Origin of the sequence: Pantoea sp. ICBG 828 (assembly GCF_002928355.1) — a bacterium.
Taxonomy (GTDB): domain Bacteria; phylum Pseudomonadota; class Gammaproteobacteria; order Enterobacterales; family Enterobacteriaceae; genus Pantoea; species Pantoea dispersa.
Window position 1 is genome coordinate 62,483 of record NZ_POWN01000008.1, and the last position, 25,512, is coordinate 87,994.

Here is a 25,512-nt window from a genome sequence, read left to right on the forward strand (position 1 = left end):
AGTTAAACTCTGTGTTGTTTAAGTGCCTGCAGGATGCGCGCGCAGGCATGGCCGTCGCCATACGGATTGTGCGCACGGCTCATCGCCTGCCACGCCTCGTCGTCCTGCAATAGCAGGCTGACTTCAGCAACAATTTTATTCACGTCGGTGCCGACCAGCTTCACCGTACCGGCCGCGACCGCTTCCGGCCGCTCGGTGGTTTCGCGCATCACCAGCACCGGTTTGCCTAGCGACGGCGCCTCTTCCTGGATGCCACCGGAATCGGTAAGAATCAGCCAGGCGCGATTCATCAGCCAGACAAACGGCAGGTACTCCTGCGGCTCAATCAGAATGATGTTGTTGATACCGCTCAGAATACGGTTCACCGGCTCGCTGACGTTAGGGTTGAGGTGCACCGGATAGACGATTTGCAGCTGCGGATGCTGACGCGCCAGCTGCGCCAGCGCGCTGCAGATGCGTTCAAAGCCTTCGCCAAAGCTTTCGCGCCGATGGCCGGTAACCAGAATCAGCTTTTTACCGGCCTCAAGGAACGGGTAACGCGCCGCCAGGCGGGCATTGAGATCGGCATCATCCAGCACGCGATCGCGTACCCACAGCAGCGCATCGATCACCGTATTGCCGGTGACGAAAATGCGCGCGTCGGGCAGATTTTCGCGCAGCAGGTTTTGCCGCGAATTTTCTGTCGGCGTGAAGTGATAGCTGGCGAGATGACCGGTCAGGGTGCGGTTGGCCTCCTCCGGCCACGGCGACATCAGGTTACCGGTCCGCAGACCCGCCTCAACGTGGCCCACCGGAATCTGATGGTAAAACGCGGCCAGGCTGGCGGCAAAGGTGGTAGTGGTATCACCGTGCACCAGCACGACGTCTGGCTGGAAGTCTGCCAGCACGGTCTTCATACCCTGCAAAATACGGCTGGTGATCTCGGTCAGTCCCTGTTCGGGCCGCATAATATTGAGGTCATAGTCGGGCTGCAGCCGGAACAGGCGCAGTACCTGGTCAAGCATTTCACGATGCTGTGCCGTCACGCATAGGCGCGATTCGAAGGCAGCATCCTGCGCCAGTGCCTGCACCAGCGGAGCCATTTTGATCGCTTCAGGGCGCGTGCCAAATACAGTCAGAACTTTCACGCGGATTCTCTTAGTGACGGTTGGCGAATGTTGCACGCGGACGACGCACCAGCGCTACGCCGGCACCCACCAGCGCACCGATCGCGCCCCACATCACCATCATAAACAGACGACGTGGGCTATCGCGGCTGACCGGCTCTTCCGGCGTGCGCAGGTAACGGTAGGTCTGGAACGGTTTATCCAGGCGCGGCCCGGCCTGCAGTGTGTTGAGCATCGCCCTGTTTTGATCATAGCTTAAATCGTAAGCAGGTCCGCTGGCTTGCAGGGTATCCAGCTGCGCCTGCAGCATCTGCTGCCCCAGCAGGAAGCGATCGCTGTCCGGCAGCGCTTCACCGCTGACCGGCGCGCGGTTCTCTTTAATGCCCTGCTGGCTGGCTACTTTCAGCGCCTGCTCGATGCGCTGGCGACGGCGATCAAACACCGCCTGTGCCACTTCCTGCTGACGACTGACCTGCGCCTGCAGCTGCACGCTGCGCGCCTGCCACGCACCTTTAAGCTCATCGTTGAGATGGCGCGCGGCGCGTTCGCTGGCATAGGCAATGTACTGCCGCAGCAGATTGTTGGCGTCGCCGGCGGTCTCCGCGATCAGCTTAATGTTATCCAGCGTATTGTGAGTGGTATCAGCCGGGGTGAACTGAATGTTGGTGATCAGATCGTCGAGCAGCGCGGCATCATTGTGCGCATTACCGCTTTTTCGGCTCTTATAGTAATCAGTCTGCAGCCAGAAATCGCGACGCGTATCCCACGACGCCAGCTGCATGGTGAACTCCTGATAGACCTCATCCATCACCGTCGGTGCTGGCGTATTCAGGCTGACGGTCTCGTTGCGCACATCCAGATTATTGAGGAACTGCTGCTGCACAAAGAATGCGCCCAGCATATTCACCGTCGGCCGATCGGTCACCGCCGTGGCGCTCCAGGATTGCTTCATTAACATGGAAGCCAGCCACGCCAGCAGCGCAAACAGCAGCGCCAGGCCAATAATCCAGCCTTTGCCGCGCCACAACGTGCAGCCGAGGCCGCGTACATCCAGTTCGTTCTCCACAACGACAGAGGTCATAACAAAAGTGTCCTTATCCGGGTACTTATCTGGGTAATTATTTTTTCTCTTCGCCGCTGCTTTGCCAGCGACGTTTGATACGACGGATTTTGCGCGCGACACGCCATGCATGTTTCAGGCAATAACCGTAAAGGAGGAAAGCAGCGAGGAACAGCGCCAGCATGACCCACTCGGGAATAAATGCCAGATATTCGCCCAGCACGCCAATTCCGGCCAGCAGCGCGGCGGCCACGGTAATCAATAAAAATGCCTGGCGGGAGGTAAAACCGGCCCGCATGATCAGGTGATGGATATGCTGACGATCGGCCGAGAACGGGCTCATGCCCTTGCGCAGGCGACGATACATGATCGCTACCATGTCCATCAGCGGAATAGCAATCAGCCACAGGGCGGTAACTGGCGTGATGGGATGGCTGAGGCCCTGCGTCGTTTCCAGCAGAATCCAGATGATGGTGAAGCCGATCATGGTACTGCCGGCATCACCCATGAACACTTTATAACGGCGGCCTAAAAAGCCGAGATTAAGCAGAATGTAGGGAATGGTGGCGGCGATCATCGCAAAGCACCACATCGCCAGGCTGGTCTGTCCGTCAAAGTAGAGGATGATGCCCATCGCAGCGAAGGTGACGCAGGATAAGCCACCCAGCAGACCATCAATACCGTCCACCATATTGAAAGCATTGATCGCTGCCCATACCGCGAACAGCGTCAGCACATAGCCGAAAGGCCCGACGATCAGCTCGACCGGACCAATGATAAAACCCAGGCTCAGTAAATAGAGTTTTGCCCCGACCATCATCACGATGGCAATCGCCGCCTGAACCACGGCACGGATTTTGACGCTGATATCAAAGCGGTCATCGAGCGCGCCGACCAGCACCAGTACCCCGGCGCAGAAGAGGTACAGCACGGCGTGCGGCAGATAATAATTTGAGATGGCAAAGGCGAAGCAAATCCCCGCATACACGGAGATACCGCCGACTAACGGAATGGCGCCATGGTGTCGTTTTCTGGAATTCGGCGTGTCCACAAGCCCAATTTTTTTAGCCGCTTTACGAGCAAAAAACAGGAACGCTAAAGAAAAAAGAAAAACTAAACCAAGCTCAGTACTCATAGTGAGTAAATTCACGTTAACGCTCTCAGCTAAAATCATGGACAACAATAAGCAATTTTCCCGCCATTGCTGTATATCCCTGGTCTGAATTCTGTCGCAGCGCGTGCGTTTGCTGAAAAAACCGCCGCTTTGCTGCCTCAGTCAATATGTCTGCTTCCTGACAGGCATAATCCTAATGCCCACAAATGAAAAACGCCACGTTAAGACGTGGCGTTAGTCATAAATCCTGGCAATTTGTGCCGTTAGCCGGCTGGCTCAGGCCGTTACCGGCGGCAACAGATTACGAGCGTTTCATCATATCGAAGAATTCGTCGTTGGTTTTGGTCATTGCCAGTTTATTGATGAGGAACTCCATTGCATCAATTTCACCCATCGGATGGATGATTTTGCGCAGGATCCACATCTTCTGCAGCTCTTCCTGAGAGGTGAGCAGCTCTTCTTTACGCGTACCGGAACGGTTGTAATCGATAGCCGGGAACACGCGCTTCTCAGCGATTTTACGTGACAGGTGCAGTTCCATGTTACCTGTACCTTTAAACTCTTCGTAAATCACTTCGTCCATCTTCGAACCGGTATCAACCAGCGCGGTGGCGATGATGGTCAGGCTGCCGCCCTCTTCCACGTTACGTGCCGCACCGAAGAAACGCTTCGGACGATGCAGGGCGTTGGCGTCAACACCACCGGTCAGGACTTTACCCGACGCCGGCACTACGGTGTTGTAGGCGCGCGCCAGACGGGTGATGGAGTCCAGCAGGATGATAACGTCTTTTTTGTGCTCGACCAGGCGCTTAGCCTTCTCGATCACCATCTCTGCAACCTGCACGTGACGCGAGGCCGGCTCGTCAAAGGTAGACGCGATAACTTCGCCTTTCACCAGACGCTGCATTTCGGTTACTTCTTCCGGACGCTCGTCAATCAGCAGCACCATCAGCACGCAGTCAGGGTAGTTATACGCGATGCTCTGCGCGATGTTCTGCAGCAGCATGGTTTTACCGGCTTTCGGCGGTGCGACGATCAGACCACGCTGACCACGACCGATTGGCGATGCCAGATCCAGCACGCGCGCCGTCAGGTCTTCGGTCGAACCGTTACCACGCTCCATGCGCAGACGGTTGTTCGCGTGCAGCGGCGTCAGGTTTTCAAACAGAATCTTGCTACGGGCGTTTTCTGGCTTGTCGTAGTTAACTTCGTTAACTTTCAGCAGCGCAAAATAGCGTTCACCTTCTTTCGGTGGGCGGATTTTGCCAGAAATGGTGTCACCAGTGCGGAGGTTGAAGCGGCGGATTTGGCTGGGAGAAACGTAGATATCATCGGGACCGGCGAGGTAGGAGCTGTCTCCGGAGCGGAGGAAACCAAATCCATCCTGCAGTATCTCCAGCACACCATCACCGAAGATGTCTTCGCCGCTCTTCGCGTGTTGTTTCAGGATGGCGAAAATAATGTCCTGTTTGCGCATACGCGCCAGGTTTTCCAGCCCCATATTTTCGCCGAGAGTAATCAGCTCAGAAACCGGCGTATTCTTTAATTCGGTAAGATTCATAGTGATGGGTTCTTAAACTCGGGGTAATTCTCGAAATGTTTGTCGTGAATGGTATGGCAAAAATTCCATGCCTGTTAATGGCTCTTTTTCAACGCTGCTCGACGGTTATCGTCAGATGTGGCGATAGGAAGCGAGGAGACGGTCGAAAGGTGATGCCGAATGTGCTAGCCGTCAGATTGCCAAACCACGAAAACGTTCAATGCGAGCTGGGTCTGACAAGGGAAAACTTTAGATGCAAACTACAAGGTAAGTGCGTAATGCAGTGAGGTCAACTTAACACGCCTGAAGGGAGACGTCCAGCAGTGGCGAAAAAATTCACCACTGCCGAACAAACACCGCGCCGGGCTTAGGCCAGGTTAGCGTTCAGGAACTCTTTCAGCTGACCTTTAGACAGCGCACCCACTTTGGTCGCCGCCACTTCGCCGTTCTTGAACAGCAGCAGGGTCGGGATACCGCGAATACCGTATTTTGGCGCAGTACCTGGGTTTTCATCAATGTTCAGCTTGGCGATGGTAAGCTTACCGTCGTACTCTTCTGCGACTTCGTCGAGAATCGGGGCGATCATTTTGCAAGGACCACACCATTCAGCCCAGAAATCTACCAGCGTCACACCGTCGGCTTTCAGCACGTCAGTGTCGAAACTGTCATCGGTCAGGTGAACGATTTTATCGCTGCTCATGTTTAACTCCAAAGATTATGCCTGGCGAATTGGCGTAAAATATACCAACGTAGGTTGACTTTATTTCATCGGATACGCTTTCGTAAAGCGATAGTAAGCTGATATTCTACCACACTATGAGCAAAACACACTTAACAGAACAGAAGTTTTCCGACTTCGCCCTGCACCCACAGGTAGTGGAAGCCCTTGATAAGAAAGGCTTTCATAACTGCACGCCGATTCAGGCGCTCGCGTTGCCTTTTGCGCTTTCAGGGCGTGATGTCGCGGGTCAGGCGCAAACCGGTACCGGCAAAACGATGGCGTTCCTGACGTCAACGTTTCATTATCTTCTTTCTCATCCTGCTGCTGAAGGCCGCCAGGTTAATCAGCCACGCGCGCTGATCATGGCACCGACGCGTGAGCTTGCGGTGCAGATTCATGCCGATGCCGAGCCGCTGGCGCAGGCCACCGGTCTGAAGCTGGGCCTGGCCTATGGCGGCGACGGCTATGACAAGCAGCTGAAAGTGCTGGCAGACGGCGTCGATATTCTGGTGGGCACCACCGGACGCCTGATTGACTACGCCAAACAAAATCACATCAACCTCGGCGCCATTCAGGTCGTGGTACTGGATGAAGCGGATCGCATGTTCGATCTCGGCTTCATTAAAGACATTCGCTGGCTGTTCCGCCGCATGCCGCCGGCCACCCAGCGCCTGAGTATGCTGTTCTCGGCCACGCTTTCTTATCGCGTACGTGAACTGGCGTTCGAGCACATGAACAACGCCGAATACGTTGAAGTTGAGCCCGAGCAGAAAACCGGCCACCGCATTAAAGAAGAGCTGTTCTATCCTTCGAACGAAGAGAAGATGCGTCTGCTGCAGACCCTGCTGGAAGAAGAGTGGCCGGATCGCGCCATCGTCTTCGCCAACACCAAGCACCGCTGTGAAGATATCTGGGGCCACCTGGCTGCCGATGGCCACCGCGTGGGCCTGCTGACCGGCGACGTGGCGCAGAAAAAACGCCTGCGCATTCTGGACGACTTCACCAAAGGTGATGTGGATATCCTCGTTGCCACCGACGTCGCCGCGCGCGGCCTGCACATCCCGGCAGTTACGCACGTCTTCAACTACGACCTGCCGGACGATCGCGAAGATTACGTGCACCGCATTGGCCGTACCGGTCGTGCTGGTGCCAGCGGTCACTCCATCAGCCTGGCCTGTGAAGAGTACGCGCTCAACCTGCCGGCGATTGAAGAGTACATCGGTCACGGTATTCCGGTGAGCAAGTACAACAGCGACGCCCTGCTGAGCGACCTGCCGCCACCGAAACGCCTGCAGCGTAACCGCTCGGGCAACGGTCCACGTCGCGGTGGCAACAACAGCAACCGTCGCGGCGGTGCCCCGCGCAACAACAACCGTAAACGTTCGGGTTAAGCACACATGCTAAGCGCATCGTCACTTTATGCTGCGATTGATTTAGGTTCTAACAGCTTTCATATGTTGGTGGTGCGCGAAGTGTCCGGCAGTATTCAGACCGTCGCGCGAATTAAACGCAAGGTGCGTCTGGCGGCAGGTCTTGATGCGGCCAACCATCTCTCGGCTGAGGCGATGCAGCGCGGCTGGCAGTGCCTGCGTCTGTTCTCCGAGCAGTTGCAGGACATTCCCCCGGAACAAATCCGCGTGGTGGCAACCGCCACGCTGCGCATTGCCAGTAACGCGCAGGATTTCCTGACTCAGGCGGAACAGATTCTCGGCTGCGCGGTGAACGTCATCAGCGGTGAGGAAGAAGCGCGCCTGATCTATCAGGGTGTTGCGCACACCACCGGCGGCTCTGACCAGCGGCTGGTGGTTGATATCGGCGGCGGCAGCACCGAGCTGGTGACCGGCGAAGGTGCGCACGCCACTACGCTGTTTAGCCTGTCGATGGGCTGTGTGACCTGGCTGGAGCGCTTCTTCAGCGATCGTCATCTCGCCAAAGAGAACTTTGCCCAGGCCGAACAGGCCGCACGTGAAATGATCCGTCCGATTGCGCCGGCACTGCGAGAGAAAGGCTGGCAGATTTGCGTGGGCGCGTCCGGCACCGTCCAGGCACTGCAGGAGATCATGGTGGCGCAGGGCATGGATGAGCGCATCACTCTGAGCAAACTGCAGCAGCTCAAACAGCGTGCCATTCAGTGCGGCAAGCTGGAGGAGCTGGAGATTGAAGGGCTGACGCTGGAGCGCGCGCTGGTGTTTCCCAGCGGCCTGTCGATTCTGATCGCCATTTTTCACGAGCTGAGCATTGAGAGCATGACGCTGGCCGGCGGCGCATTGCGCGAAGGGCTGGTGTACGGCATGCTGCATCTGCCGATTGACCGCGATATTCGCAGCCGCACGCTGCAGAACGTTCAGCGTCGTTTCGCCATTGATGTTGAGCAGGCGGGCCGCGTGCGCCAGCTGGCAGAGAGCTTTTTCCGTCAGGTGAGCAGCAGCTGGAAGCTGGATCAGCGATGTCGCGATTTACTCCTCAGCGCCTGTTCAATCCACGAAATTGGCCTGAGCGTCGATTTCCGCCAGGCACCGCAGCACGCCGCATATCTGATTCGCCATCTCGATCTTCCTGGTTTCACCCCCGCGCAGAAAAAAATGCTGGCCTGCCTGCTGCAGAACCAGAGCGGCAGCATTGATCTGGCGCTGCTGACGCAGCAAAACGCCGTGCCGCCGCGCATGGCGGAGCGGCTGAGCCGTCTGCTGCGGCTGGCAATCATCTTCTCCAGCCGGCGGCGCGACGACACGCTGCCGGCGGTGCGTCTGCAGGCGGATGATGATGCGCTGCATCTGACGCTGCCGGCAGGCTGGCTGGCTGCGCATCCGCTGCGCGCCGAGCTGCTGGAGCAGGAGAGCCATTACCAGTCGTATGTGCACTGGCTGCTGACGATTTCCTGATCGAACCTGCTGCTGCTGCATTGAAAAACGCCCGGCAACTGCGCTTTTACGCGAGTGAAGTTTGCTTTGCCGGGCGCTTTGCCTCTGCGGCGCGCGCAACGATTTTCGCCAGAGACCAGGCTTGCGGCTCTGACGAAATAATCACCCCTTCTTCGCGTTCTCCAGCATCGCACGTAAGCCGGCGACGCGCGTTTGCCCGGTTTTCACCCGCTCTTCGGCGCTGATCACCTTTTTCTCACGCTCCCACGCCACATCATCCTGCGGCAATTCCAGCAGGAAGCGGCTTGGTTCCGGACGCACCAGCTCGCCGTACTGACGGCGCTCGCGGCACAGAGTAAAAGTCAGCTCTTTCTGCGCGCGGGTGATGCCCACGTAGGCCAGGCGACGCTCCTCTTCGATATTGTTCTCATCGATACTGCTCTGATGCGGCAGCAGCCCCTCTTCCATGCCCACCAGATAGACATAGGGGAACTCCAGCCCTTTCGAGGCGTGCAGCGTCATCAACTGGACCTGATCGAGCTCTTCATCGCTCTCGCCGCGCTCCATCATGTCGCGCAGGGTAAAGCGCGTCACCACCTGCGCCAGCGTCATCGGCTCGTTAAGTTCGTCGCCCTCCAGCATTTCGGTCATCCACTGAAACAGCGTATTGACGTTCTTCATGCGCATTTCCGCCGCTTTCGGGCTGGGGGAAGTTTCGAACAGCCAGCTTTCGTAGTCGATGCCGCGAATCAGGTCGCGCACCGCATTCACCGGTTCACGCTCGGTGAGCTGAACGATTTCATTCAGCCAGTGGGTAAAGCGCTGCAGATGCTCCAGCCCGCGCCCGGAAAGCGTCTGTTCCAGCCCCATATCAAAGCTGGCGTTTAACAGGCTTTTGTTGCGCATATTGGCCCACTCACCCAGCTTCTGTAGCGTCGCCGGGCCGATCTCGCGGCGTGGCGTGTTCACGATGCGCAGAAACGCGCTGTCATCTTCCGGATTGGTCAGCACGCGCAGATAGGCCAGCAAGTCCTTGATTTCCGGCCGCGAGAAGAACGACGTGCCGCCGGAGATGCGATAAGGAATACGGTTCTGCATCAGCAGCTTTTCAAACACGCGCGACTGATGGTTACCGCGATAAAGAATCGCGTAATCTTTGTACTGGGTTTTATTAATAAAGTGATGGGCAATCAGCTCGCCCGCCACGCGCTCAGCTTCGTGATCTTCATTGTTGGCGCTCAGCACTTTCAGCTCGCTGCCCTCGCCCAGCTCAGAGAACAGCCGCTTTTCAAACACGTGCGGATTGTTGGCAATGAGGATATTGGCGCATTTAAGAATACGCTGCGTCGAGCGGTAGTTCTGCTCCAGCTTCACCACTTCCAGCGCCGGGAAATCCTCTTTCAGCAGCACCAGGTTCTGCGGCCGCGCGCCGCGCCACGAGTAGATAGACTGATCGTCATCGCCGACCACGGTAAAGCGCGCCCGGGCACCGACCAGCAACTTCACCAGTTCATACTGGCTGGTGTTGGTGTCCTGATACTCATCCACCAGCAGATAGCGGATGCGCTGTTGCCAGCGTTCGCGCACCTCCTGATTCCGCTGCAGCAGCAGGGTCGGCAGCAGAATCAGATCGTCGAAATCCAGCACGTTACAGGCTTTCAGATGCTGATCGTACAGCGCGTAGCAGTGGGCAAAAATCTGGTCGCGCTGTGATTTGGCGAGACCGGCCGCGCCCTGCGGGTCGACCAGGTCGTTTTTCCAGTTGGAGATGGTGGAAATCAGCTGCTGCAACAGGGTTTTATCTTCTTCCAGCCACTGTTTGGTCAGGTCCTTAAGCAGCGCCAGCTGATCCTGATCGTCGAACAGCGAGAAGGTCGATTTCATGCCGAGCGCCTTGTACTCGCGCTTGATGATCTCCAGGCCCAGGGTGTGGAAGGTTGAGATCATCAGGCCGCGCGCCTCTTTGCGTCCCAGCGTTTGCGCCACACGTTCTTTCATCTCGCGCGACGCCTTGTTGGTGAAGGTCACCGCCGCGATATGGCGCGCCTGATAGCCGCATTCACGGATCAGATGGGCGATTTTATTGGTGATCACGCGGGTTTTACCGGAGCCCGCACCGGCCAGCACCAGACAGGGACCGGTGACAAATTCGACAGCACGTTGTTGGCCGGGATTAAGACGCATAGAAAAACATCACTCAATTTGATCAGACAGTAAGATTTACATCGCGCCGTAGGGTGCGCATTGATGCGCACCTGAGCGCAAAGGTCGCCATCAATGGCGACCCTACAACTGACGCGCGCTACGCTATAATGCGTCGCACATTATACATAACGGGAACACCATCATGGCGAAAACCGCGGCGGCTTTACATATCCTGGTGAAACAGGAAGCGCAGGCGAAAGCGCTGCTGGCGCAGCTGGAAAAAGGCGCGAACTTTCAGCAACTGGCAAAAAAACACTCGACCTGCCCGTCCGGGCGTAACGGGGGCGATCTGGGGGAGTTTCGCAAAGGGCAGATGGTGCCGGCGTTTGATAAAGCGGTGTTCACCTGCCCGCTGCTGCAACCTTACGGACCGGTGAAAACCGCTTTTGGCTACCACATCATCAAAGTGCTGTGGCGTAACTGATCACTTTTTGCTTTTCATCTGCTGGAGTACGTTGCTGCACTGATTGTCATCGGTGTCGCTCGGCGAAATCAGCGCCAGCAGTGCGGCCGCCGGCGCGACCACTGCCCCCAGCGCGACGGCTGCGGCACCGCGCGCCAGCAGCGGACCGGCTTTAACTCCGGCATCCGGGTTTTTGAAGGTGCCGCGCACATACAGCGGCGAACGCAGCGTAATGATACGAATGCCCTTGCTCTCCGGATTGATCGACAGATCCAAGCGCTCATTAGCAAAGTTAGCGTTGCCGGTAACGTTGATCACCGCGTTCTCGGTATCGAACACAAACAGCCGCGGCGTCGCCAGTCCCTGACGGATATTCAGGTCGGTCGCGGCACAGTTGATGCGCACCTCATCGTCGCCAAACAGTTTACCCACCACATAGTTACCAACGTTCAGCCCGGCAATCTCCATCAGGCTGCGGCTGATCAGGCCATCGTTCATCAACAGTTTCAGCTCGCCATTGCTGGTGCCCAGCAGGTCGGCCACCGAATTGCCGGTGCCGGTCAGGCTGGCATCCCCGTTGAGCTGGCCGAGACTACGCTGCATGGCGGTGACATCCGGGAACAGCTGACGCAGCTGCAGCTTGCGCGCATGCAGGTCGGCGCGGCCGCGCATCGGTGAGCGATCGCCCTCCAGATGGATGGTCGAATTAATACTGCCGCCAGCCATGCCGAAGCGCAGCGGATCCAGCAGCAGGTCGCCATTTTTCAGCTGCAGATGGGTATAGAGATCGCTGAGCGGCAGCTTGCTGCTGTGCTCGATACGCTTGCCGCTGAACTTCACGTCAGCATCCATCACATCCCAGTTTTTGGTATCGAACTTGTCATGTGGCAACACGCGATCCGCCGGCTGGGTGCTGGCCTCACCGCGCTGCGCTTTGGCCTGCGCCGTTTTTTCACTGCCTTTGCCGGAGTTAACCCCAATCAGCGGCCCAAGGTCCGCCATACGCAGCTGGTTCGATGTCAGCTCGCCGCTCAGCGTCGGACGCGGTTTGCCCTGGCGATAGCTGAGCGAACCGTGAATATCGCTGTCACCAATATGACCGTTGAATTTTTCGTAGCGGAACAGCGGCCCGTTCTCTTCGTTGAAACGCGCAATCAGATGGCCGTCAGTTTCATACGGTGGCGTGTCCGGCAGCAGCACACCGGTTAAGCCGTACAGATTTGCCAGCGTGTCGCCGGAGAAACGCAGCCGCACATCCAGCCCGCCGAGATTGAGCGGATCCTGCAGGGTGCCATCCACGCGCACACGTGTGGTGCCATTGCGTACGTCGAGCTGCAACGGGAACGGCGTGGTTTTGCTGCGCAGCGACAACATACCGCCAATCTTACCGTCGCCATCGAGTTTCTGGTTGTTGTAGGTCCCGCTCGCCTGCCAGCCAAACACAAAATCGCCGGCCCCTTTTTGCTGGTCGTTACCGCCGGCGACCTGCGCGTACGGCACCGGTTTACCCAGCGGATTGATCTTCACCGTGACATCGGCTTTGTTGATGGCGTCGCGATAGCGCAGCTGTCCCTGATCGAACAGGATATTATCAAGGCGGAATGACCATGCCGAAGGCGGCGCGTTGGGGTCGCTGTTTTCGCTGCTGGCGAGGTTGAAGGTCCAGTTATTTTTCTTATCGGCGGTCTGCACCAGTCGCGCATCCGGCTGCTGCATCTTAATCCACGGCAGGTAAATCTCTTTGTGCAGCAGCGCCAGCGGCGCCAGCGTGGCTTCCACCCGCTGCAAATGCACCATTGTCACTTCCGGCACGCTGGGTGGATTACCGAGCATGACATCGTCAGCGTGCACCTGCGGCCACGGCACCCAGCTGCGCCAGCCTGGCTCTTCGCGATTGCGCACCCAGGCAACGCCAAGATCGCCGCGAATAGCGAACGGCCGGTTCAGTTCTGCCGAGACTTTCTGGTTGATGGTTGGCTTCAGGCGGTTCCAGTCAAAGGTGGCGATAATCACCACGACCACCACAACCAGCAACAATAAAATCCCGACCACCCAGCTAATTATTTTTCCTGTACGCGACATTTTGCCTCCTCCTTGCCCTTCCACGTCTCCTTAAAGATAGTCGAGACGCGGCAGAACGGAATCACGGAAGCTCAAGTACCAGGTTTTCCAGCTGGTTAAACGGCAGCGGACGTGAAAAATAATAGCCCTGTGCGGCCATGGCGGGCGAGTTGCGTACCTGCTGCCACTCCTCCTCGTTTTCCACCCCTTCGACGATCACGCCGTTACAGTAACGGTTGATCAGCGCCAGCAGCATCGAGAACAGCGAGCGGCCCTCATCACTGGCGCGCAGCAGCATAAACAGCTCGCGCGAAAGCTTGATGTAGTCGTAGCGCAGTTCGGTCAGCGCGGAGAAGTTGGCCATGCCGGACCCAAAGTCATCCAGCCACAGCGGGCCCAGCTCCGGCATCTGCGCCACCATCTCTTCCTGCGGCAGCGCGTGATGTTCGGTCAGTTCGAAGCGCACCCACGGCAGCTGGACGATCAGCGCGCGCACGGGCGCATGCTGCTGAATGGCCAATAATGTGGGACCATCAATATTGACGGAGGCCACCAGCTGACGCTGGCTGAAGAAGGAAGCCCACTGTAATAACAGTTCAAGCTGCTCCTGGACGATGTCGAGACGCTGGGCAATGGTCAGCGCCTCGAAATAGTCTTCGGGTGACACGTTTTGCTCAGGTGCGGCGGGATGCACCACGGCGGTAAGCAGTTCAATAGCCAGTAAGCGGCCAGAAACCTGGTAAATCGGCTGGAAAGTGTAGCACCGTTGGCACTGCTGCCAGTAGAGACGGGTTTCCTGTTGTTGCTCAAGTTCGGGAGAAAAAGGCAGCCGATGACTCAAATTCTTCATCACCATGGTGTTTTCCTGGTTGGTATTGAGTGCCTGCAAATAGCATCTCAGTGGCAAGTATCGGCTCTCCCCTGGATAACTTTATTGGTCTGCGCAGCCACACGAGCTGTTGAGTCTAGCAGCGTGTCTGCGGCTTAATCGGCAAAACAACCCCCGGTTTGGCCGCTAAATCGGTGCAGAAGCGCGGTTTTACGCCTTAAGGCAAATTAAAACAGCGTTTTAAAAAGCATTGACGACTGCCATACCAGACGCGAGACTAGAGCGCAGCATTCACTACAGGCCAAACACCATGACGCAGAAAACCATCGCCATTATTGGCGAATGCATGATTGAGCTGTCCGAAAAAGGTGAGAACATCAAACGCGGCTTTGGCGGCGATACGCTGAATACCGCAGTCTATCTGGCACGGCAGAGCGATCCCAGCCAGCTGCGTGTGGAGTATGTCACCGCGCTTGGCACCGACAGCTTCAGCGACCAGATGATCGCGGCCTGGCAGCAGGAGCAGGTGCACACGCAGCTGGTGCAGCGCCTGCCGGACAAAATGCCCGGGCTTTACTTCATCGAAACCGATGCCCACGGCGAGCGCACCTTTTGGTACTGGCGCAGCGATGCTGCCGCGCGCTTCTGGCTGGATAGCCCGCAGGCCGGAGCCATCTGTCAGCAGCTGGCGCATTACGACTATCTCTACCTGAGCGGCATCAGCCTGGCGATCCTGCCTCAGGCCAGCCGCGAAAAGCTGATGGCGCTGCTCAGTGCCTGCCGGCAAAACGGTGGCACCGTGATTTTTGACAACAACTACCGGCCGCGTCTGTGGGCGGATAGCGCCAGTGCGCAGCAGGCGTATGCGGCGATGCTACGCCACACCGATATCGCCTTCCTGACGCTGGATGATGAACACCTGCTATGGGGCGAACAGCCGCTGGCGGACGTGATTGCGCGCACGCGCACCGCCGGCGTGCAGGAGATTGTGATCAAACGTGGTGCCGACTCCTGCCTGGTGGCGCGCGGCGACGAGCCGCTGCGGGACGTTGCGGCCATCAAACTGGCTCCGGCGCAGATTGTCGATACCACCGCCGCAGGTGACTCCTTCAGCGCCGGTTATCTGGCGGTGCGCCTCGCGGGTGGCAGCGTGGAGCAGGCCGCAGCGCGCGGCCATCTCACCGCCAGTACGGTGATCCAGCATCGCGGCGCGATTATTCCGCACAGCGCGATGCCAAAAACCGTTTAATACCGCACACGAGTGTCGCGCCGCGCTGCCTGCTACGCGTCGCGACAATTTCCCCTCTGCCCTGACGGCAAATTGATTATTACGCTGAAAAATATCACCGCGAAAATTTGGCTTAATGACGCAGATTCACCGGGCAATTTTTACTAATGACGCACGCCATCCAGCCTCCTCTCTGCCTGACGCTCACCACTTAAATGCCGCTAATCAGACTGATTTAAATTCAATGCATTACGACGATAAACCCGACCGCCAGGCATAGTCCGAAACTGGCGACGCCGGCGGTTTTCGGCTGGACGATCGCGCGAAAAAAGACCATGTTTTAATCAACCACAGCAGGAAGCTGTCAGGTCGACCGCGAACACAATAACGACAACATGACTCGCTCAGGACAGATTTATGCACACAGAAATTATCAATATCTGGCCGCACGGCGACGCGCCAGGCGCGAGTGACTCGCGCGCTCAGCCGCAGATCGTCGATTTGGCCAGAGAGTTCGAACCTTACGACCGCGCCGCCACCGGCGTGCGCTGCCCGGAGATGGCGATCTGGCATCCGGAAACCTCAAACGGTATCACCCTGCTGGTGGCACCGGGCGGCGGGTATCAGCGCGTACTGATCGACCGCGAAGGCAGCGCCCTCGCCACCTTTTTCACCTCGATGGGTTACACACTGGCGGTAATGACCTATCGCCTGCCGTACGACGGCCATCATGAAGGACCGGATGCGCCGCTGGCTGATGCCCAGCGTGCGGTGCGCGTGCTGCGCGAGCGCTCACAGCGCGGCCTGAACGGAAAGTACATCGTGATGATGGGCTTTTCGGCCGGCGGGCACGTGGCCGCCAGCCTCGGCACCCGCTTTGGCGAAAAAATCTATCCGCTGCAGGATCAGGCCGACAGCCTGTCACCGCGGCCTGATGCGATGGTACTGCTTTATCCGGTCATTAGCATGCGCGACGGTCTGGCGCATGAAAGTTCACGCACCCGCCTGCTGGGCGCGTGGCCGGATCAGAAAAGCATTGAGGCTTATTCGCTGGAGACGCGCGTGCACGGCCAGACGCCGCCGACGCTGCTGATCCACGCCGCTGACGATGAGACGGTTTCCGTTAATAACAGCATGGTGTTTTTTAGTGCCCTGCGGGAGCACAAGGTACCGGCGGAAATTCACTTTTATCAGAAAGGTGGCCACGGCTTTGGGATTCGTGGCGTGGCGGATCTGCCGCTGGCCAGCTGGCCGATGCTGGTGACCGAATGGCTGCGCGCAAAGACCTGATGCCCCTGCTACGTTGAACCGCAGCGGCGCTGGCGGCGCGCGTTCATCCCGGTCACTTACGTAAGCTCCTGAGGATGAACACCCGTGCCGCCTTGCTGCTGCGCACCTTATTGCGGGGGATTTATGCGCCCTGTGTTATGACGAGGGTTGAGCCGGATCTGTCGCGCTCGCGCTGCCATTATTTTCGGGTTTAGCTTCGTCCGGGGTAGCAGCGGCGGCAGGCGCATCCGGAACCTTCATCACCTTGTCCCAGCTGTCCTGCAGCATCCTGACGTTGGTTTCGGGCTCACCCTGCGGCTGAATCAGCACCATGGTCAGCTCCTGCGTTAACTGCTGGCGCAACTCCTGGTTGAGCTGGTCGCGCGTTAACTCACTGAGAAACGCCTGACGCAGTTTCTGGTACTGCTCAGGCGCGATATCCACCACGGAATTCTGCTGCGAGCGCAAACGTTGCCCCATCAGAATATCGGTGTCGGTGCGCGCGTAGGTGGCAAACAGTTTGTTCAGTTCCAGCAGCTTTTGCGCCATCAGCGCATCAAACTCCTCCTGCGGCAGACCTTTGTCACGCACGGTGGCCAGCTCACGCGCCACCTGGTTCAGGTTCTGCGCCAGCGACGCGTTAGGCGAATCCATGTTAATGGCGCACTGCGCACGCTGATACAGCACGCGACAGTCGAAGCCAACCTGCACGTTTTGCGCTTTGCTGTCGGCCAGCGCGCGCTGGACGTGCCAGAACAGCGCTTCGCGCGCCAGATCGCTCTGCCAGTAGCGCTGCAGATTCTGCGAGTCGCGGATCGGCTGCCATGGCGTATCCCACACCAGCGACAGGCGATCCTGCATCATGCCGCCGTTAACCAGGTTGATTGGCTGATGCGGCAGCGGCGACAGCGTGGGCAGCGCCGCGGGCGCCACCCGTTTGCCTTGCAGTGGCGAGAACGCTTTGTTGATCTGCTCCGCCATGCTGCGGCTATCCACGTTGCCCACCACGTACAGCGTCATGCCGTCCGGCGTGTACCACTGCTGGTAAAACGCATTAAGCTGCGCGATATCCACCGGCGCACGCGGCTGTTCGCCCGGATCATGCGCCAGCATGGTCGACCCTTTCAGGCGATAGCGCCACCACACATCCTGCGTATTGGGCGGCCAGGTCGCGATGGGATCGGTGGCGGTCAGTGCGGTCGACACCACCTGCTCATTGATGGTCATTTTACCGGCGGTGGCCGCCAGCCAGCTGAGCGCCTCTTTCAGCAGCTCCGGCCGGTTGTTCGGCAGGCTGAGATTGTATTGGGTGAAATCATAAGACGAGATGGCCGGCGGCAGCGGTCGCTGCGGATCCATCGCCTGTTGCCACAGTGCGCGCTGCTGATTGGTATCCAGCGCGGTGTTATGTACCATCGCCAGACGCGGTAAAAGATGGCTGAACCCGGTTTGCTGGGCGCTTTCCACCAGCGAACCGGTATTAACAATCAGGCGCAGCTCGATGCGATCGCTTGGACGTTGTGGTGTGGTCAGCAGCTGCCAGCTGAAACCATTGTCCAGTTTGCCTTCCTGCCATGCGGGATCAGGCTGAAGTGTTTCGGCGTGGACGCCGAAGCCAGATGCCGCAAGCAGCCATCCGCCAACCAAAAGCCGAATTCTGGTGCCCTGCATGTGAACCCCTACTCAAACAGATAAACGCTCGTGCGCGCCATAGGCGGCCGCTTTTCAGCGAACCACGGCGGCAGGCTGCCGCCACGTTTATTCAACGACAGACTCTTTGACCACAGGAAGGCCAGGATGTCGCGCGACGAGGAAAAAAATCGGGAAAAAAATCAATGGGGTTATTATGCAAATGCCCGCTGTCAGGGCAAGCGACAGCGGGCATTTCACGACAAATTAACGCAAATAGAGGATTACGCGCTGGTCTGTGAAGCGTTATTGACCTTTTTCGCTGAAGAAAGCGTCGCTTTCATCTGCGCTTCATCCAGCTGGCCGACCCATTTCGCCACCACCACAGTCGCCACACCGTTACCCACCAGGTTGGTGAGCGCACGGGCTTCCGACATGAAGCGGTCAATGCCGAGAATCAGCGCCAGACCGGCCACCGGCAGATGTCCCACCGCCGACAGCGTAGCCGCCAGCACGATAAAGCCACTGCCGGTCACCCCTGCCGCGCCTTTGGAGGAGAGCAGCAGCACCACTAACAGCGTGATCTGGTGGAAGACATCCATGTGGGCGTTGGTCGCCTGAGCGATAAACACCGCCGCCATGGTCAGGTAAATCGAGGTGCCATCAAGGTTGAACGAGTAGCCAGTTGGAATCACCAGCCCGACCACCGATTTCTTACAGCCCAGCTTCTCCATCTTGTCCAGCATACGCGGCAGCGCCGACTCGGACGAAGACGTTCCCAGTACAATCAGCAGCTCTTCTTTGATGTAAGCAACAAACTTGAAGATGTTGAAGCCGGCCCAGCGGGCAATAATGCCCAGCACAATCACCACGAACAGTACGCAGGTGATGTAGAAGCAGATAATCAGCTGACCGAGCTGCACCAGCGATCCGACACCATATTTACCGATGGTGAACGCCATGGCGCCGAACGCACCAATCGGCGCCAGACGCATGATCATGTTGATCACGCCAAAAATCACCTTCGAGAAGCTCTCGATGACGTTGAACATCACGGTGCCGGCGTTACCGAGGCGATGCAGCGCAAAGCCGAACAGGATAGCGAACAGCAGCACCTGCAGGATGTTACCGCTGGCGAAGGCACCGACCACGCTGTTCGGGATCACGTCCAGCAGGAAGGCAATCACGCCCTGCTGCTCAGCCTGCTGCGCGTAGACCGCAACTGCTTTGGCATCCAGCGTCGCCGGATCGACGTTCATTCCCGCGCCCGGCTGGATCACGTTGACCACCACCAGACCGATAATCAGCGCGATGGTGCTGACAATTTCGAAATAGAGCAGCGCCACTGCGCCGGTCCGTCCAACTGCTTTCATGCTCTCCATGCCGGCAATACCGGTCACCACCGTACAGAAAATCACGGGGGCGATGATCATCTTGATCAGCTTAACGAAGCCATCGCCAAGCGGCTTCATTTGCGCGCCTAACTCAGGGTAGTAGTGGCCTAACAGGACGCCGATGCCGATGGCAACCAGTACCTGAAAGTAGAGGCTTTTGAACAGTTTCATAACAGGTGTCCAGGTATAGACGGCATTCACCGCCATTGTTATGGAGAAACGCATGCGGCAAGCCGCCTGGAAGCGTATGACCTTACCGATGGCGAGGAAAATAACACTCTGTTAACAGGATTAGTATACCCTTACATTCCTTACAAAAGTTACAAAACTCTAACTATGAACTGAAACGCTTCAGCACCCCATAACGGTGCAATTCTGCAAGGAAAATCAATAAATAAGGTGATTATTCAGACGGTGACGAGCTGGCCAGCCAGCGCTGGTTAAACACCGATAACGGCAGGGCTTCAGCATATAAATAGCCCTGTCCTATAGTAATTCCGCGCGCCAGCAGCCAGTCGCGCTGCTCGGCGGTTTCGACGCCTTCGGCAATCACGTCGAGGTGAATGATATCGGCAATTGCCGCCACGATGCGCACCATGGTGTCATCATCCGGCAGCGCGGCGACAAAACTGCGATCCATTTTTAGCTTATTGACCGGCAGCGCTTTGAACTGATGCAGGTAGTTGAGGTTGGAGTAGCCCATGCCGAAATCATCCAGCGCGACCGCCACCCCGGTTTGCTGCAGCGAGCGCAGCAGCGCCATCGCCTGTTCAGCATCGCCAATCTGCGCGGTTTCGGTGATCTCCAGCACGAAGTTACCCGGCGCAATGCGGTGGCGCTCCAGTAGCCCCTGCAGGTGGCTCACCACGCTGGCATCGCGCAGCTGTACTGCGGAGATATTCACGCTGAGCGGCAGATTGATGCCGTGGCGCTGCCAGCCAGCGATAATGCGGCACGCCTCTTCAAAAACCCAGCGGCCGAGCGCGGAGATGACGCCAATCTCTTCGGCGCTGGCGATGAACTCTTCGGATAACCCGTAGCTGCCGTCCGGCATACGCATGCGCAGCAGCGCTTCTGCGCCGGCCAGCTCGCCAGTGGCCATATTGATTTGCGGCTGCAGATAGAGCGCAAACTGGCCATCCTGCAGGCCCTGCAGGATGTCGTGCTCCTGGGTTAAGCGCTTCTGCGCCCGCTCGGTCAGCGCCGGGTCAAAGAACAGAATCTGGTTTTTACCCTGATGGCGCGCCGACATCATCGCCGACGTGGCGCGCGCCAGCTGTTCGCCAGCGGACACGGTGTTGTCATCACGCAGCGCCAGACCAATGCTGGCGTTGGGGCGCAGCTGCAGCTGATACAGGTTCACCGGCTGGTTGATGCGTAGCATCAGGTTGCGCGCCAGCCGCATGGCGCGAAACGGGTTGTGCGCACGCTTCATCAGTAGCGCAAAGTCGCTCGGTCCGGTCTGTGCCAGCAGGGTATGGTCATCAATGGTACTGCGGATTTTTTCCACCAGCGTCAGCATCAGCGTATCGCGCTGCTCATCGCTCAGGACGCCATTGGCTTCCTGCAGGGTTTCGATGCGGATCACCATCAGCCCCCACGGCTGCTGGCTGTGGCGATGGCGGATGTGCTGATCAAGCAGCGCCAGAAACAGCGCGCGGTTGGGCAAATCGGTCACCGCGAAATGGGTGGTCAGCCGGCTCATCTCATCGTGAATCGACTCCAGTACCTGCTGGTTGCGGTTGTAGCTGCGAATCAGCATGCCGATCTCATCGTCGCGATGATTGTGCGGCAGCGCCAGCTTATGGGTGAGAATGGCGGGCGGCGGCAGCTCCTGCAGCTCACGCGAAATATTACGCAGCGGATGCACGATCAGCCGGTTGATACACCAGCTGATCGCCACGGACAGAATCAGCGCCAGCAGCAGATAGGTGGTGATCATGGTGGATAGCGTGCTGAGCAGGAACTGATAAACGCGCGACGAATCAGCCTGCAGCACCAGATAGGCAATCGGCTTCGGCAGCCCGCTGCGCTCGACCGAATAGAGCGGCAGCGTAATCTGCACCGGCAGTTCGAACAGCCGGGCGACAAAGCGCGGCACCGGTTTCTCCGGCGCGAAGTCGGCGTGCAGCGCCTGGAAGGCGTTTGGCAGCACCACATCGGCGCGCGACAGAATGCCCGCCGGCTTAAGGGTATTCAGAATGCGTTCGGCCTGCGGAATATCGGCTTTGAGCACCGCTTCGGACAGCGGCTGACGCACGGTATGCGCGACGTTCTCCATCTGCTGGGCGTAATCCACCCTGCGCTGCTGCACAAAATGGAATAACTGGATGACGATAAAAATACAGATGGTGACCAGCGCCACGGCGGACACGGTGGCCATCTGCTTTATCGTTAACGAACGACTGACGCGCAACAAAACCTCTCCTGGCCGCCGGGGGCCGTGACAGTTGCCGGAATGCGCAGCAAGTATATCCCAGGTCAGCATTTTTTTGCGCCGGGATAAAGGCGAAAATCACGCAACTGCCCCGCTTTGCGCGCTGTTTCAGCATTTTGTCAGCCATTAGCGGCGCAGAGACAAAACGGTGCGCGCCAGCCCGCACCGTTTGCCGCTCAGGTTTTACTGCGGATAGGCTACCCAGTCGCCGCCGTTAAGGCGAATCCACGGTTTGCCCTGGTACATCATCACGACGGCGTTATCATTTTCCGACACCACCGGCGTCTGCGGCAGGTTATCCGCCAGCACCGACATGTTGACGTTCGGTGCGTTAAACACCTGACCGTCCACCACCCGCGACACCAGCTCGGAAATCGCCAGCAGGCTGACAGGCGTATCGATGGTCAGCGGCTGGCCCTGATGCGGCGCTTTCATGCCAACAAATTTAATGCCAACCGGCACGTGGGTGATGCCCGGGCTCGGAATGTCGCGCAGCCCGGACATCTGCATTTTATCCCCCTGCAGTGCCGCACCGTGCTCCGGCACCACCAGCACCATCACCCGGCGTCCCGACTTCTCCAGATTGGTCAGGAAGGTATCGAGCTGGTCGAACAGCACCCGTGCGCGCGGCTGCCACTCGGCGGTGCGGGTGCTGCCCAGCTCGCGCGTACCGTCGTGCAGCGGAATCAGGTTGTAGAAGGTGGCGCTGCGCGCATCGCTGCTTTTGCTGCGATCATCAAGCCAGCGCTGCATCAGCTGCCCGTCGTTGTACACCGGCGAACCATCAAAAGACGTCAGCTCTGGCGCAATCCCGGCCTGCGACATCAGCGGCGCCTGCATGTTGCCGTCCTCGCGCAGCTCTTTCAGGTAGTTACCGAACACGCCGGTATGGTCCATCATCAGCTGCTGCTTAAAGCCCAGCTTCGCCAGATTATCAAACAGATAGCAGCGCTGGTCGGTGGCTTTATACAGGTTACTGTGTGAGGTCTGGCCGCAGCTGGCGCGCAGCAGGCGAATACCGGCCGGGCCGCTGTAGCCGGTGGCGGAGTTATAGTTGTTCAGCACGATATCAAAGTGCTTCCACAGCGGATGGTCACGCAGCTGCGCCACATCAATGTCCGACCACGCCAGCGAACAGATGTTGATCACCAGAATATCGAACGGCTGCGAATCGGCGGGCAGCGCATCAGGGAAGTGCGTGACGCGCTGGCGTTCGCTATCGTAAAAGCGATTCAGCCACGCGGTGAGGTTGGCGCTGGTGGGCGGCGCGCTTTGATCGAGTCCCGCCGCGGCCGGGCTGGCGGCCGGTTTGTCATTCAGCGCCACCGGCGGTGCGGCGGCTTTGCTGGGCAGCAGGCTGACCGCCGGGCCGGCGAGCGTCAGTACGTTCAGCCAGATCAGCGCCAGTGACACCAGCACGGTGACGCGAATCCACTGCGCCACGAACAGGTAAATCACCAGCAGCACAAAGGCCGCGCCGATCATCTCCCAGTTAATAAAGCGCTGCAGCAAATCCAGCAGATAGGCCGGCGAGAATCCCGCCACCTGGCTGCCCTGGCTGAGCAGCGAGTTCAGACCCGGCAGCCAGGTATCGTGCCAGAACAGCGCGAAGCCAATCGGCAGCGAAACCCACTGGCGCAGACGATGCAGCCGCGCTGACGGCAGCGGAAACAGCAGCCACGCCAGAAACACCAGATTACTCAGTGCATGGAAGTTGAGATAGCCGTACCACAACAGACCAAATTTGATCAGAAAGTAAAAGTTCCAGCCGCCGAGGCCGCGCCAGCGCGCCGCGTGCAGCGTCGAAGGTGTGTTATCCATGTTTATCCGTTTTGGTCGATTGGCGTTGCCACTGCCCTTCCGATTTGAGGGCGCGGGCAGGTAACAGGCGCATCAGCAGGCTGGTGCTGCGCTGCGGCAGCCAGCGTCGCCACAGCGATTTCAGGAACAGCAAAATCAGTAACAGCAGGATCGCCACCTGCACACCATCCATCAGCGTCATACGTGCGGTTCCCCGAGGTCGATGATGATCGGCTGCGGCGTCTGAGGGCCGCGCGGCGCGGCCGCTGCCGGCGCGGCAGGTTGCGCAGCGGCCGGTACCCTGAGCGGTTCGACCTGCGCCACCGGCGTCAGCTGCCGCACTTTATTCACCTCCGACAAAATCTGATTGTCGGCAAACCACACCATGCGGTTGCTGAACAGCTCGTCGTGCGGCAGGGAAAATATCGATTTCAGGGCAATGTCCAGGTCGTTAAAGCGGCAGGAAGAGAGGAATAAATAGAGCCGATCGTCAACCAGCGTCACCAAATCGCCAAAACGACGCGGTTTACACAGCGTCAGTACCTGCGGCGGCGACAGCTGCGGCACCGGGCGCAGCGCCACCATCAGCCCTTTGTCGTTTTCCGGCAGCAGCGTATTGTTCATCAACTGCTGTACCGCCGCACAGAAACGCTCCAGCGGCAAATAGCCTTTCTGCTGCAGCGGCTGTAGCGCCTGTACCAGCGCCGACAGATCGGCCGGCACGTGGCGGGTAAACTGCTGGCCCTGCACGCCTTCCAGCGCGGTCAGCAAGCGCGACAGCGGCGCCGCCGTCGGGACAATGCTGTTAACGCCACACGCCAGCAGCAAACGTTCATCGCTGTAGCGCAGGCTGGTGCCAAGTTCCCGCACCACGATTTTCAGCGCGTTGCCGCGCGATCGCCGCAAACCATGGACCATGCTCGCCAGAGTCGGCACATCCTGATTATGGGCCAGGCTAAAGATGACCGTGGCGGCGTTGGCCTGCTGCCCGCGCGCATACACGCTCTCGTTATCGCTGAACAGTTGCCACTGCGCGGAAAGCGGCGGCGCCCCTTCCAGCACATCCTGCTGGGCCAGAAACTGGTTTTCATCATTGAGGCTCAGCGGCTGTGACGCGGCAGCTTCAGCCTGCGCAATAAACTGATTATCAATACAGTTCAGGCGGATAGCGCGGTCGGCCAGCAATTTATCGGCGGAGTACCACCAGTTAATTCGATATTGCCAGCTATCCTGCTGAAATTCTAAATGGGCGACACCATCAAGCTGACGAAAATAACGCTGCAGATGATTTCGCAGGGGAATAATTGCGGTTCCGCAGGTGATCATTAGCAGCGTCATTTGTTTTTTTAACAGAACCCGGCGCAAGCCTTTTATCCACACGGTCAGTTCATCCGGGGATAATTTGCTCCACAGCGCCGCCTGACTATAAAACATGACCAGACCGCTACGTTTATTCATTACGCGCGCCATATCGCTGGCCAGATGTTGCAGGCTGGCTTTATTGGCAGGCAGCGAAAATAAGGGAATACGCGCCGGACCGCCGGGCGGATCGGGCGTTAACAGCGCCTGCGGGGGTTCATCCGCGCTCACCAGCGTGGCCGCCTTTTGCTGGCTAACCACCTGACGTAACAGCGTTCGTGCGTCTTCGGGCCGCTGGCAGGTTATCCAGTAAAATCCCGGCGACTGCAGGGCGATTAATTCCTGTTGTACCTGCTGCAGGCCAAGCGTATAAAGATTTTTCATATTAGCGTCGCGATCTGTACAATCCAGGCTAGTTTAATATAGACGGCAACGATTGGAACTGCTGAAATAAAAAAAGCTGCGCACGCGCCAGACTGTTTGAACTTTGCCGGGC

The 25,512-nt window shown here is 58.2% G+C and carries 19 protein-coding genes; 5 read left to right on the forward strand and 14 right to left on the reverse strand.

Translation table 11 applies throughout. From position 1 onward, the window contains the following. Positions 1–2: 2 nt before the first annotated feature. The 5 genes from wecB to trxA all read right to left on the reverse strand — a co-directional run bounded on the left by wecB (position 3) and on the right by trxA (position 5,520). Positions 3–1,127 carry a non-hydrolyzing UDP-N-acetylglucosamine 2-epimerase gene (wecB, locus tag C1Y43_RS18750; RefSeq protein ID WP_058758100.1) on the reverse strand — a complete coding sequence of 375 codons (1,125 nt, stop codon included), beginning with the start codon at positions 1,125–1,127 and terminating at the stop codon, positions 3–5. Positions 1,128–1,137: 10 nt separating this feature from the next. Next, positions 1,138–2,187, reverse strand: a complete 1,050-nt coding sequence (gene wzzE, locus C1Y43_RS18755; protein WP_058771054.1) for an ECA polysaccharide chain length modulation protein — start codon at positions 2,185–2,187, stop codon at positions 1,138–1,140. A 37-nt stretch (positions 2,188–2,224) separates the two neighbouring features. Continuing rightward, a complete protein-coding gene (wecA, locus tag C1Y43_RS18760) occupies positions 2,225–3,301 on the reverse strand; it encodes a UDP-N-acetylglucosamine--undecaprenyl-phosphate N-acetylglucosaminephosphotransferase (protein WP_021506990.1) in 1,077 nt (358 codons plus the stop codon). A 280-nt stretch (positions 3,302–3,581) separates the two neighbouring features. Continuing rightward, positions 3,582–4,841, reverse strand: a complete 1,260-nt coding sequence (gene rho, locus C1Y43_RS18765; RefSeq protein WP_021506991.1) for a transcription termination factor Rho — start codon at positions 4,839–4,841, stop codon at positions 3,582–3,584. Between the two features lie 346 nt (positions 4,842–5,187). Then, on the reverse strand, positions 5,188–5,520 hold the full coding sequence (gene trxA / locus C1Y43_RS18770; RefSeq protein WP_021313352.1) for a thioredoxin TrxA: 333 nt from the start codon (positions 5,518–5,520) through the stop codon (positions 5,188–5,190). A 116-nt stretch (positions 5,521–5,636) separates the two neighbouring features. Between trxA and rhlB the strand changes: the two genes are divergently transcribed. Both rhlB and ppx read left to right on the forward strand, forming a co-directional pair. Next, on the forward strand, positions 5,637–6,932 hold the full coding sequence (gene rhlB, locus C1Y43_RS18775) for an ATP-dependent RNA helicase RhlB (RefSeq protein WP_031279615.1): 1,296 nt from the start codon (positions 5,637–5,639) through the stop codon (positions 6,930–6,932). Between the two features lie 6 nt (positions 6,933–6,938). Then, complete coding sequence (gene ppx, locus C1Y43_RS18780) at positions 6,939–8,423, forward strand: exopolyphosphatase (RefSeq protein WP_031279616.1); 1,485 nt, start codon at positions 6,939–6,941, stop codon at positions 8,421–8,423. A 141-nt stretch (positions 8,424–8,564) separates the two neighbouring features. Here the strand turns inward: ppx and rep are convergent, their stop codons facing one another. Then, positions 8,565–10,586, reverse strand: coding sequence for a DNA helicase Rep (gene rep / locus C1Y43_RS18785; protein WP_104189213.1), 2,022 nt, complete (start codon positions 10,584–10,586; stop codon positions 8,565–8,567). A gap of 163 nt (positions 10,587–10,749) precedes the next feature. Here rep and ppiC point away from each other — a divergent pair, with 163 nt between their 5' ends. Next, positions 10,750–11,031, forward strand: coding sequence for a peptidylprolyl isomerase PpiC (gene ppiC / locus C1Y43_RS18790; protein ID WP_058758095.1), 282 nt, complete (start codon positions 10,750–10,752; stop codon positions 11,029–11,031). On the opposite strand, the gene C1Y43_RS18795 is transcribed toward ppiC, so the two are convergent. Both C1Y43_RS18795 and pdeH read right to left on the reverse strand, forming a co-directional pair. Beyond that, positions 11,032–13,092 carry an AsmA family protein gene (locus C1Y43_RS18795; RefSeq protein ID WP_104189215.1) on the reverse strand — a complete coding sequence of 687 codons (2,061 nt, stop codon included), beginning with the start codon at positions 13,090–13,092 and terminating at the stop codon, positions 11,032–11,034. Between the two features lie 61 nt (positions 13,093–13,153). Beyond that, the gene (gene pdeH / locus C1Y43_RS18800) at positions 13,154–13,927 is read right to left on the reverse strand and encodes a cyclic-guanylate-specific phosphodiesterase (protein ID WP_021506997.1); all 774 of its coding nucleotides are present in this window, start codon (positions 13,925–13,927) and stop codon (positions 13,154–13,156) included. 283 nt (positions 13,928–14,210) lie between these two features. Here pdeH and C1Y43_RS18805 point away from each other — a divergent pair, with 283 nt between their 5' ends. Both C1Y43_RS18805 and C1Y43_RS18810 read left to right on the forward strand, forming a co-directional pair. Beyond that, positions 14,211–15,149: a sugar kinase gene (locus C1Y43_RS18805; RefSeq protein ID WP_058771052.1), complete on the forward strand. Its 939-nt coding sequence runs from the start codon at positions 14,211–14,213 to the stop codon at positions 15,147–15,149. A 396-nt stretch (positions 15,150–15,545) separates the two neighbouring features. After that, positions 15,546–16,418, forward strand: a complete 873-nt coding sequence (locus C1Y43_RS18810) for an alpha/beta hydrolase (protein WP_058771051.1) — start codon at positions 15,546–15,548, stop codon at positions 16,416–16,418. Between the two features lie 135 nt (positions 16,419–16,553). On the opposite strand, the gene C1Y43_RS18815 is transcribed toward C1Y43_RS18810, so the two are convergent. The 6 genes from C1Y43_RS18815 to bcsE all read right to left on the reverse strand — a co-directional run bounded on the left by C1Y43_RS18815 (position 16,554) and on the right by bcsE (position 25,400). Beyond that, the gene (locus C1Y43_RS18815) at positions 16,554–18,068 is read right to left on the reverse strand and encodes a pitrilysin family protein (RefSeq protein WP_058771050.1); all 1,515 of its coding nucleotides are present in this window, start codon (positions 18,066–18,068) and stop codon (positions 16,554–16,556) included. 242 nt (positions 18,069–18,310) lie between these two features. Then, positions 18,311–19,591 carry a dicarboxylate/amino acid:cation symporter gene (locus C1Y43_RS18820; protein WP_031279619.1) on the reverse strand — a complete coding sequence of 427 codons (1,281 nt, stop codon included), beginning with the start codon at positions 19,589–19,591 and terminating at the stop codon, positions 18,311–18,313. Between the two features lie 232 nt (positions 19,592–19,823). Further along, positions 19,824–21,836: a biofilm formation regulator HmsP gene (hmsP, locus tag C1Y43_RS18825; protein WP_199189159.1), complete on the reverse strand. Its 2,013-nt coding sequence runs from the start codon at positions 21,834–21,836 to the stop codon at positions 19,824–19,826. A gap of 204 nt (positions 21,837–22,040) precedes the next feature. Beyond that, positions 22,041–23,678, reverse strand: a complete 1,638-nt coding sequence (gene bcsG / locus C1Y43_RS18830; protein ID WP_104189219.1) for a cellulose biosynthesis protein BcsG — start codon at positions 23,676–23,678, stop codon at positions 22,041–22,043. Next, complete coding sequence (bcsF, locus tag C1Y43_RS18835) at positions 23,671–23,859, reverse strand: cellulose biosynthesis protein BcsF (protein WP_010617915.1); 189 nt, start codon at positions 23,857–23,859, stop codon at positions 23,671–23,673. The genes bcsG and bcsF overlap by 8 nt, the downstream gene beginning before the upstream one ends. Continuing rightward, complete coding sequence (bcsE, locus tag C1Y43_RS18840; protein WP_104189221.1) at positions 23,856–25,400, reverse strand: cellulose biosynthesis protein BcsE; 1,545 nt, start codon at positions 25,398–25,400, stop codon at positions 23,856–23,858. The genes bcsF and bcsE overlap by 4 nt, the downstream gene beginning before the upstream one ends. Between the last annotated feature and the right edge of the window lie 112 nt (positions 25,401–25,512).